The organism is Dyadobacter sp. Leaf189, assembly GCF_001424405.1.
Taxonomy (GTDB): domain Bacteria; phylum Bacteroidota; class Bacteroidia; order Cytophagales; family Spirosomataceae; genus Dyadobacter.
This window is the reverse complement of the sequence record NZ_LMPS01000009.1, coordinates 61,284-71,811: the sequence shown is the minus strand read 5'-3', so window position 1 is coordinate 71,811 and position 10,528 is coordinate 61,284. Positions and strand designations below refer to the sequence as shown.

Annotated in this window: 9 protein-coding genes and 1 tRNA gene; 6 read left to right on the top strand and 4 right to left on the bottom strand. The window is 45.1% G+C overall.

Features of this window, described 5'->3' with window-relative positions:
- The first annotated feature begins 103 nt into the window (after positions 1-103).
- A complete protein-coding gene (locus tag ASG33_RS24715) occupies positions 104-649 on the top strand; it encodes a hypothetical protein (protein WP_056291954.1) in 546 nt (181 codons plus the stop codon).
- A 72-nt stretch (positions 650-721) separates the two neighbouring features.
- On the opposite strand, the gene ASG33_RS24710 is transcribed toward ASG33_RS24715, so the two are convergent.
- The 4 genes from ASG33_RS24710 to ASG33_RS24695 all read right to left on the bottom strand — a co-directional run bounded on the left by ASG33_RS24710 (position 722) and on the right by ASG33_RS24695 (position 2,925).
- Positions 722-795: transfer RNA gene (locus ASG33_RS24710), tRNA-Asn, on the bottom strand.
- Positions 796-879: 84 nt separating this feature from the next.
- Positions 880-1,161, bottom strand: coding sequence for a hypothetical protein (locus ASG33_RS24705; RefSeq protein WP_056291951.1), 282 nt, complete (start codon positions 1,159-1,161; stop codon positions 880-882).
- A gap of 22 nt (positions 1,162-1,183) precedes the next feature.
- A complete protein-coding gene (gene rsmG / locus ASG33_RS24700) occupies positions 1,184-1,804 on the bottom strand; it encodes a 16S rRNA (guanine(527)-N(7))-methyltransferase RsmG (RefSeq protein ID WP_056291949.1) in 621 nt (206 codons plus the stop codon).
- On the bottom strand, positions 1,795-2,925 hold the full coding sequence (locus ASG33_RS24695) for a glycosyltransferase (RefSeq protein WP_056291946.1): 1,131 nt from the start codon (positions 2,923-2,925) through the stop codon (positions 1,795-1,797). Before ASG33_RS24695 ends, rsmG begins: the two co-directional genes overlap by 10 nt.
- A gap of 110 nt (positions 2,926-3,035) precedes the next feature.
- Here ASG33_RS24695 and tgt point away from each other — a divergent pair, with 110 nt between their 5' ends.
- The 5 genes from tgt to ASG33_RS24670 all read left to right on the top strand — a co-directional run bounded on the left by tgt (position 3,036) and on the right by ASG33_RS24670 (position 10,528).
- Positions 3,036-4,169, top strand: a complete 1,134-nt coding sequence (gene tgt / locus ASG33_RS24690; protein ID WP_056291942.1) for a tRNA guanosine(34) transglycosylase Tgt — start codon at positions 3,036-3,038, stop codon at positions 4,167-4,169.
- Positions 4,170-4,392: 223 nt separating this feature from the next.
- Entirely contained in the window at positions 4,393-5,847 is a 1,455-nt protein-coding gene (locus ASG33_RS24685; protein WP_056291939.1) for an OmpA family protein, read from the top strand.
- A 114-nt stretch (positions 5,848-5,961) separates the two neighbouring features.
- On the top strand, positions 5,962-7,065 hold the full coding sequence (gene glf, locus ASG33_RS24680) for a UDP-galactopyranose mutase (RefSeq protein ID WP_056291936.1): 1,104 nt from the start codon (positions 5,962-5,964) through the stop codon (positions 7,063-7,065).
- Positions 7,066-7,205: 140 nt separating this feature from the next.
- The gene (locus ASG33_RS24675; protein WP_056291931.1) at positions 7,206-9,500 is read left to right on the top strand and encodes a tyrosine-protein kinase family protein; all 2,295 of its coding nucleotides are present in this window, start codon (positions 7,206-7,208) and stop codon (positions 9,498-9,500) included.
- A gap of 26 nt (positions 9,501-9,526) precedes the next feature.
- Positions 9,527-10,528, top strand: coding sequence for an N-acetylneuraminate synthase family protein (locus tag ASG33_RS24670; RefSeq protein ID WP_056291928.1), 1,002 nt, complete (start codon positions 9,527-9,529; stop codon positions 10,526-10,528).

Sequence of the window (10,528 nt, the reverse complement as noted above, 5' to 3'; positions counted from 1 at the left end):
GCCGCCGCAGGAAAACTCCTTTGGGTTTGTTTGGTAATGTTCAATACCATTACCACGGCGATGCAAATGCATCTATTGTCAGCAAACCTTCCCCATTTCTACGATGAAATACCTATTTATAGTGGCGCTCTGTCTTGTGTTCTCTGGTTCATCATTTTCACAAGGAGTCGCATTTGGCTATGATGCCGCGGGCAACAGGATCAAAAGAAGCTCGGCAGCCGACCTTACACCTACGATCGATATCAATGCTTTATTATTCGCTGAGGCAGCATCGAGAGACTTTGTATTGAATATGTATGAGATCAACAATGTGGAAACATCCGGATTGATTTCATTTCGCATCAGTAAAATTTCTGCATTCAAGATCACTTATCCACTGACCTCAGGCACTTCGAATGTACTTGGAGGGGTAGCGAATCAAAATTCGAGCTGGGATTTTACAGAAAATGCCAATTTTGTAATTATTACATCGAAGGCAGGCATCAAGATAGCGCAGGGCGGCAAGGCGGTGGTTGGTTTTAAAATCACCAGAAATGCAGGCCAGTCCGCCAATATCACTCAAAACATCACAGCCGTGATTGTGGGCGGGGCAGGGGGAGAAGTGAACAGCGACAACAACCAGGCGATTGTCCAGGTAAGTACTTTGTAGTGCTGCTGGCGAGCCAAGTGACTCACAATGAAAAAGCCCCATTCGCAAGAATGAGGCTTTTTAACTTTCAGGCTCCCGAAGTTGGGCTCGAACCAACGACCCTCTGATTAACAGTCAGATGCTCTAACCGGCTGAGCTATTCAGGAGTTTATATCCGGTTGTTTACTCGAATTGTGGTGCAAATCTAAGAATTCAAGTTATACAGCGCAAGAGTAAACTCTAAAAAAAACTTATGATTGCACCTTCGCGAGAATTAACTCCTTGACTTTCTTTGCGTCTCCCTTCGTAAAATTATTGATAATTATTTCCGGACGCATTCTCGGGATCACGCGGATCGTCGAAAAAAACATCCCGCTATCCACTTCAACACCCGAAATGTCGGAATAGAACACAAAGTTGTCGGTACTTCTGAAAAGCTTGCTGACTTTGAAGGTTACGCCTTTCTCTCCGAAAGTTACTTCATCGGGGAAAAACGGATTCATCAATCCACTGGCGCTAAAACGTTCGTTCATAATATTAGGTTAAATTAAATTTTCATAAAGGTACATACACGACCTTCTTGGTCTCAAAAAATTCTTCGCTAAAATAGTCAGAAAGCGCATAAACGCGGTTTTTCTGGTTTAGCTCACCTAATTCTTCTGCCAGGTCGCCTCCTTTTAAATATAAAATCCCGTTCCTGAGCTCGTGAAATGAATTACGGTTGATGTTTTTTCTGACCCAGCCTACAAATGGCGTGATGCGGGTTACTGCGCGGCTTACCACGAATTCATAGGATTCGTCCAGCTTTTCAGCCCGTGTTTGCTCTGCACGCACATTATCCAGCTTCAATGCAGCCGCAATCTCCTGCACTACCCTGATTTTTTTGCCAATACTATCCACAAGGTGAAATTGGGCATCGGGATAAAGGATCGCCAGGGGGATGCCGGGAAAACCGCCCCCGGTACCTACATCCAAAACGCTGGTTCCTGCTTTGAATCCCTGCACTTTCGCAATCCCAAGCGAATGCAGCACGTGCCTTTCATATAATGTATCAATATCCTGCCGCGAAATCACATTCACGCGCGCATTCCAGTATTGATATAATTCTTCCATTTGACTAAACTTACTTTTTTGATCCTCAGTAAGTTCGGGAAAATACCTGTTAATTAGTTCCATGTCCGGCGTGGCCTTCTTTTAGTTAAAGTAACAAAACCGAAAACGGTATAGTAAACAAACAATGCAAAATCCATGAGCAAAAAGCTGAACCACTCTACCGTTTTGTCCAGCTTCAGATTTATAATAATGAGTAAAAACCATTGAATCACCCAGCGCACCGCAACGATGATGCCTAGGTATTGTAAGGAAAGATAGTCTCTCGTGATCAATCCAAAAAGGAGTGCGACAAGCCCGAGCAGCCAAACTGCAATATGACTGCCTGACAGCAATGCGAGCAATATCTTGTTGCGCGGCTTATAGTACCTGCTTACTGCAATATGGCGCGTTTTCTGGCGGTACCAGTCCTTCCACGTGGTTTTCGGCCGGGAGTAAACAAACGAATCTTCCTCAATAGAGATCGTCGTGTTTTCACTGGTAGACACTTCGTTCAGGAAAATATCATCATCTCCGCCGTATACATTCTTATGTGTGTAAAAACCCTTGTTGGCGAAGAATACCGAACGCTTATATAATATGTTGCGGCCCACGCCCATGTAAGTCATTCCGGCCAGCGTAAAAGAAAGGTACTGAACTGCAGTATAAAAGGTTTCACAGCGGATAAACCAGTTGAGCATTCCCTTGTCCCGGAAGTAGGGTGAGAAGCCCAGCACAATGTCTTTGTCCGGCGTTACACGGGAAGTCATCGCGGTGATCCAGTGGGGCGAGGAGGGGCGGCAATCGGCATCGGTCATCAACGCAATCGGATATTTTGCCTGCTTCATTCCTACCGTTAATGCGTATTTTTTTGGTGTTACGTGATCAAACTGATCGTTGATCCGGATATACCTGATGTGTTTCCACTGAAAGATGTTGCTGCGGATGAATTCCTCGCTCCCGTCATCAGAACGGTCATCGAGCAGGATCACTTCAAATTCGGGATATTCCTGTGCATCGAGCAGGGGAAGCAATTCCGTCAGATTGTCCCGCTCGTTCCAGGCGCAAACCAGTACCGTCACACCAGGCATTGCGTTACCGTAGTTCGCACCTTTTCCATAAAACGCAAGTCTTGTAAAAAAGAAGAGATAATAGAATAATTGTACGGTAACAAACGCTGCTAGCGCATAAAGTAATGATTCGGCCACAACAGAAGAGAGAGGTAAATTTTAATCATATTCTCACAAATATACAGTCATTGTCAGTATTCTTCGAGACCTTCAATCTATTTTTGCAGCTCAGAAATCTAAAAGGTTTAATGAAGTTTACACTAGAAGTTGAAGACCCCGCTTCCAAGGCAAGGGCCGGATATATCGAGACTGATCACGGTGTGATTGAGACGCCGATCTTTATGCCGGTAGGTACTGCGGGGACGGTGAAGGCGGTGCACCAGCGCGAGCTGCATGACGATATTCAGGCACAGATCATTCTGGGAAATACCTATCATTTATACCTGCGCCCGGGACTTGACATACTGAGCCGCGCAGGAGGCTTGCATGCATTTAATGGCTGGGATAAACCCATACTGACAGATAGCGGCGGGTACCAGGTTTACTCACTTGCCGGAACGGGAAGAAAGATCAATGAAGAGGGTGTGGTATTTAAGTCACACATTGACGGTGGCGTACACACATTTACCCCGGAAAATGTGATGGATATTCAACGGACCATCGGAGCGGACATTATCATGGCGTTTGATGAATGCACTCCTTACCCCTGTGACTTTACTTATGCCCGTCAATCCATGGAAATGACACACCGCTGGCTGGTGCGTTGCTGCCAGCGATTTGATACTACCGATCCTCTATATGGTCACCAGCAGACACTTTTCCCGATTGTGCAAGGCAGTGTGTACAAAGATCTTCGGGTTCAGTCAGCAGAATTTATTGCCTCTTGTAACCGCGAGGGAAATGCAATCGGCGGCTTATCAGTAGGCGAACCGGCCGAGATCATGTACGAGCTGACGGAAGTGGTTTGCGACATATTACCCAAAGACAAACCCCGGTATCTGATGGGAGTAGGCACGCCCGCGAATATCCTTGAATGCATTGCACTGGGTGTAGATATGTTTGATTGTGTAATGCCAACGCGGAACGCGCGGAATGGCATGATTTTTACTACGGAAGGCATAATCAATATCCGCAATGAAAAGTGGAAGGATGATTTCTCGGCGATTGATGCAGGATTAGGAGGATACGTTAGTACTTTTTACAGTAAGGCATATCTGAGGCATCTTGTAAAGTCAGGAGAAATGCTGGGCGCACAGATTGCGAGTGTCCACAACCTTACATTTTACTTGTGGCTGGTGCGTAGTGCGAGGGAAAAAATAAGGGAAGGAGTATTTCTTTCGTGGAAGACTGAAATATTAAAAAAAATAAATCAACGTCTTTGAAAGTTCGGAAAAGGACGTTTCTTTCGGGTAAAATTTGAATTGGTAATCCCGAAAGTTTTTCCGTTTCTCTGAAACTTCGGTTGATTAAGTGATATTGTTAACCTATTTTTGTGCGCACTAGGCATTTGGTTGACGTACAATTGGCCATGAATTGAATACCTAATTTACTCATATTGACTAAAGATCAATCCTAGTTAATCTTAATAACGCTAACTTGAATAGTATGAAAAAAGTATCCCAGTTGATTTGTTCGTTTGCCTTGGGGGCAATGATGGCGCTGCCTTCATTGGCGCAACCGCTAGAGCAACCGAATTCTCCGGATTACAATCCCAAAGCAACCTACGATGGCCCTTACAAACTGAATACCTGGTCAGTTTCTGCACACTTTGGCCCGTCTATGTTTTTCGGCGATTTGAGAGAGTATGATTTCTGGCCTGTTACAAAAACATCTGCTGACAGTCACAAGGAATCCGGAACAATTCAAGGAGGCCTCACTTTAAACAAACAGCTTTCATACTTGTTCGGGTCTCGCTTGGATGTATCTCTTGGTAATCTGAGAGGTATGAAGCGCCGTAATTACAATCGTTATTTCGAAGGAAATTACTTTGATGTTTCCATTGCTGGAACCGTCAACCTGAAAGGTCTTTTGATGGGACCTAATAAAATGAAGCGCTGGAAAGTGGATGCGTATGTAGGGGTTGGGCAGATATTCTACGATGCAACTGCATATGATCTTACTGGCGGTGTAAAATTGCGCGAGACCGGCAGCAAAAATGACTGGATCATGCCAACAGGTTTGAACGTAAACTACGAAGTTACAAAGAGAATCGATATTGGTCTTGACTTCCGTTTGAACCATACTAACTCTGACTATCTGGACGCTACTTACGGTGGTGACTATGACAGAACTGAGAATCTGAATCTTATTAAAGACCAAAAGACTTCACGTAAAGGAAACTCTGAATTGGATAGCTACGGTTATGGAGCGATTCAGTTGACTTACAAACTGGGTAAAAACCCATTGAAAGTTCAGAAAGTTGATGGCAAATGGGATTACAAACCTGACGAAGGCGGATACTACCACTTGCGTTACACAGATCCTAAGGTGTTGATCAAGCCACCAAAGATCCTTACGCTTGAAGAAATGGACTCAGTTGCAAAAGCAAACCGTCCAAAAGATATCGACCCAAGATTGCTTCTTGATACAGATGGTGACGGTGTTTCTGACTTCTTCGATAAAGAGCCTAATTCACCAGCAGGAAGTATCGTAGACGGTGGTGGACGCGTACTTGACTTCGATGCATATGTTAAAAATGCATTGGCAACGGGTGCAGCTTGCAGCGAGATCTTTGCAAACGTAATGTTTGATACAGACAAAAACGTGATCAAGCCTGAGGCTCAGGAAATGTTGAAAAACGTAGCTGCGCTGATGAACAAAAACGGTTGCCGCTTGCAACTGGCTGGTCACACAGACCGTCGTGCATCTGACCGTTACAACATCGCACTTTCTCGCCGCCGAGTTGATGCAGTTAAAAACTACCTGATCAACGAAGCCGGATTGACTGACCCAAGCAAAGTGATTGTTGATTACTTCGGTTCATTCAAACCTATCGCAGATAGCGCAACCCGCAACGGACTACAAAGAAACCGTCGCGTAGAACTTAAACTTCTTCCATAATAGTTTAGTGGAAAAAAGATATAAGCAGAATAAGGTCTCCATATCGGAGGCCTTTTCTGTTTTAGGATGGAAATCTTTTCAATTAGTACTCACATTATATTACAAACTAGTTTAATGAAACAATACGATTATTTAATAGTTGGAGCAGGGTTGTGGGGATCTGTTTTTGCGCATGAAGCTACAAAAAGAGGGAAAAAGTGCCTGGTGATAGATCGGAGAGAACACACAGGCGGCAATGTGTATTGCGAAAATGTGGAAGGTATCAATGTACATAAATACGGTGCACACATTTTTCACACCAACGATAAGGATGTGTGGGATTACGTAAACTCTTTCGTTGAGTTTAACCGTTACACCAACTCGCCTGTAGCCAACTTTAATGGAGAACTTTACAATCTTCCATTTAACATGAACACCTTCTATCAGCTATGGAAGGTGCGCACGCCGGAGGAAGCAAAGGAAAAGATCAGGGAGCAGGTAGAGCAAGCCGGTATCAAAGACCCGCAAAATCTGGAAGAACAAGCTATTTCGCTCGTCGGAACTGATATCTATGAAAAGCTGATTAAAGCCTACACTGAAAAACAATGGGGACGGAAAGCAACGGAACTGCCTGCGTTCATTATCAAGCGTTTGCCTGTTCGCTTTACATTTGACAACAATTATTTTAACGACAAATACCAGGGCATTCCCATCGGTGGTTACAACAAGCTGACGGAAGGTCTGCTCAAAGATGTGGAAGTAAGGTTGGGCGTCGATTTCTTCAAAGACAGGGAGGCACTAACAGCATTGGCGGAAACGGTGGTGTACACAGGTCCAATCGACGAATACTTTGATTTCAAATTCGGGCAGCTCGAATATCGCAGCCTTCGCTTTGAAAACCAGTTGCTGGACAAGGAGAATTACCAGGGTAATGCGGTTGTAAACTATACGGATGGAGAGACGCCATTTACGCGGATTATCGAGCATAAGCACTTTGAATTTGGCACGCAGCCTAAAACGGTGATCACGCACGAGTATCCACAAGAATGGGTAAAAGGTGCGGAACCTTACTATCCGGTTAACGATGACAAGAATACTGCCGTTTTTAACCAGTACAAGGCACTTGCCGGAGAAGAAGAGAACGTAATATTTGGTGGGCGATTAGCCGAATATCGTTATTATGATATGCACCAGGTAGTAGCTTCTGCATTAAAGAAAGTGAAAGTGCATTTCGCCTGAAAATGCCATTTTATAGATCCCTGGCATCTTTTTGAGTTGCCAGGGATTTTTGTTTATACGCATTTCAAAAAAAATTCCGGTTAATGCGTTACGTATTCTGCTAACCGACGTCTAAACCATACTAAGTCAAAAGGTATGTAATGACAGGCAAGCAATTAGAGCAGGTTACGAGTTTAGCAAATGACGGAAAAGGCATTGTAAGCCTCCACTTCCTGAAAGAAGCGCTGCGCTTCTGGTATTGGTTTGTAGCTTCTTTGGCTACATGCGTAGTAATTGCCATTGTTTTCCTGAGGTATTCGACTCCACGGTATGACATTCAGGCTTCCCTGCTGGTGAGAGACGATTCGCGCGGCACCAGCTTCGAGGACGCCGCTTTATTCGAAAACCTTGGCCTGGCTGCTGTTACAAGCAATGTAGACAATGAGGTTGAAATTCTAAGGAGCAGGAACCTGATGGAGCATGTAGTGGACGCGCTCCAACTGCAGGTGCGCTGCTTTGCTTCGGGCAGGGTAAAGACCTCCGAATTGTATGAGAAATCGCCTTTCAAAATCGTGTTTCTCGCTCCCATTACCCTGCGGAACAAGACAATTTATACACTGACTTTTCTCGAAGAAGGAAAATACCAGATCTCCGATGCAAAGCGAAGCAGGACCTGTGCATTCGGAGATACTATATTAATTGATCAGGTACCCGCGATAATTTCGCGGACAAAACACATTTACACTCCAGACGATCAATATTCGATTGAAATCTCGGCGAAAGACGAAGTTGTAGCAAGGTATACTTCGGCATTGAAGGTATCTGTAACCAACAAGATGGCAAGTGTCGTCGGTTTGTCGCTAAAAGATATCCTGCCGCAAAAGGGAGAAGCTGTTCTTCATGAGCTGATCAGGCAATATTTACGAAACAGTATTGATGACAAGAACCGAACCGCAGATAGTACGTTATCCTTCATTACAAGCAATCTCGCTCAGGTTTCCTCAGAGTTGGTGAGCATTGAAACCGGCATAGCCAAATTCAAACAACGTAACGGAGTAGTTGATTTGAATGCAGATAATCAGGCACTTCGTGAAAAGTCGTCGCGCATTTCTGATGAGCTTGAAGGTCACGTTATCAAATTAAAAATCCTCGAAGAACTTACCCGATATATCTCGGATAATCCCGACCGTGCAATTCCAACCTCTCTGATCCAGCAGGAAAGTAATTTCAGCGCATTAGTTGGGCAATACAACGAGCTGGTACTATCCAGGAAGCGGAATGCCGTGACCATGAGCGCGGCCCATCCTACCATGCACACGCTCGACAGCCAGCTAAGTAGCTTGAAGGCTGATATGCGTGCTGCATTGGATGTACAGAAGCGCGAAGTTCAGATCACGCTGGACTCGTACGATCGACATAAAAGGGAGTTTAAAAGTCAGATTGCCAAATTTCCTTTTACGGAGCGGATGTACATCGACTACTCTCGTCAACAACAAATCAAGCAGGAGCTCTACCTGTTTTTAATAAAAAAGCGGATTGAAACTTCTATTACCCGGTCTTCAACAATTGCCAATGCGCGGATATTGGACGCGCCAAAAGCAGCTTCGCAGTCAGTAACACCCGACAAACAGCTTGTGCTGCTTATCGCGGGGTGCCTGGGATTATTCATTCCGCTATTTGTACTGCATATCAAAAAAGTCCTGACAGTAAGAATTGCAAACAAGAATGACATTACTACGCGCTGCATTGTACCGATCGTGGGAGAAATCGGCTACGAGAGTCACCATAAGCTGCTTGACACTAACAGCCGCAGTATCGTAGCAGAACAGTTTCGAACATTACGTACCAACCTGCTTTTTGGCTCTCCAGTACACCAATGTCAAACGATCCTGATCACTTCTGCTGCCTCGGGAGAAGGTAAGTCGTTTGTTGCTATGCATTTAGCGGAGTCTCTTGCAAATGCGGATAAGAAGGTTTTATTACTTGAACTGGACTTGCGGCGACCTTCAGTGGCAGCTTATCTGAACCTCGATCCCGCCGGGTTTACAGATTATATGCACGAAGATCCGGCTCCTGAGAGTCTCATCCAGCAAGGTAGGGCACGCAATGCTTTTGATATAATGACTTCCGGCCCGTCGCCTCCCGATCCTGCCGAACTGCTTTCCACAGAACGCTTTGACCAACTTATTGGGATTTTCAAAAGCAGGTACGACCACATTATAATAGACACGCCGCCTGTGGGTCTGGTAACCGACGCCAGGATAATTGGCAGGGTTGCAGATATGTCGTTGTTTGTGGTACGCCACGATTTTACGCTTCTGGCAAACCTCGATGAAATCAATGAGCTGCTGAATACAGGCCAGCTGCCGGCCTTGAAGCTCATTTACAATGGAGCAAAATACAAGCCCGGATATCAATACTATTCACATTCAAAACAAAGAAGGAGCATTTTTTAACAAGGTATATCAACAACTAAAAAGTTATGAAAGGGATTTACATGATCTGTGAGATCGGGCAGGCGCACGAGGGTAGTGTCGCCATGGCCCACGCGTACATTGATGCAGTGGCGCAGTCGGGAGTTAATGCAATCAAGTTTCAGGTGCACATTGCCGATGCGGAAAGTAGTATCTACGAGCCTTTTCGGAACCCATTCTCATTTCCAGACCTGACGAGAATGGCTTATTGGAGGCGAATGGAGTTTACAAAAGAGCAATGGATTGGTTTGAAGCGGCATTGTGAGTACTACCAGCTTGATTTTATACCGAGCACCTTCTCTGTGGCGGCTGTCACGATGTTGGAAAATATGGGGGTATCGCGATTTAAGATTGCGTCGGGTGAGGTTGAAAACTTCCTGATGCTTGACCGGATCGCACGGCTTGGTAAGGAGATGATCCTGTCGTCAGGAATGAGCTCGCCGGATGAACTGGATGAAACGATCGCCTTCCTGCGCCGGTACAATTGTCCGCTCTCCATTTTACAATGCACCACTTCTTACCCCACCCAGCCCGATCAATGGGGGATCAATGTAATTCATGAATTCAAAAACCGATATCAATTGCCAGTCGGCTTTTCAGATCATTCCGGAGACGTTTTTGCCTGCCTCGCCGCAGCTGCCTCGGGCGCCGACCTACTGGAATTTCATGTGACCTTCGACAAAAGAATGCCGGGGCCGGATACGTCTTCTTCTTTGACGGTAGATCAGGTTTTTCAGCTTGCACGGGGAGTACGTGCAATCGAAAGTGCTTTTCAGAACCCCGTTGATAAAGCCGATAATGCACATTTTCAAAAGTTAAAAGTCCAGTTTGGCAAATCTTTGGCAATCAATAAATCACTTGAAAAAGGGCATGTTATTTCCATAGAAGACCTTGAATCCAAGAAACCGGCTGGCCACGGTATTGAGGCCAAAAGGTTTGCAGAAATACTTGGGAGCAAGCTGCGGGAAAACATAACTCAATGGGATTTTTTGACTGCTAATCACATTTGA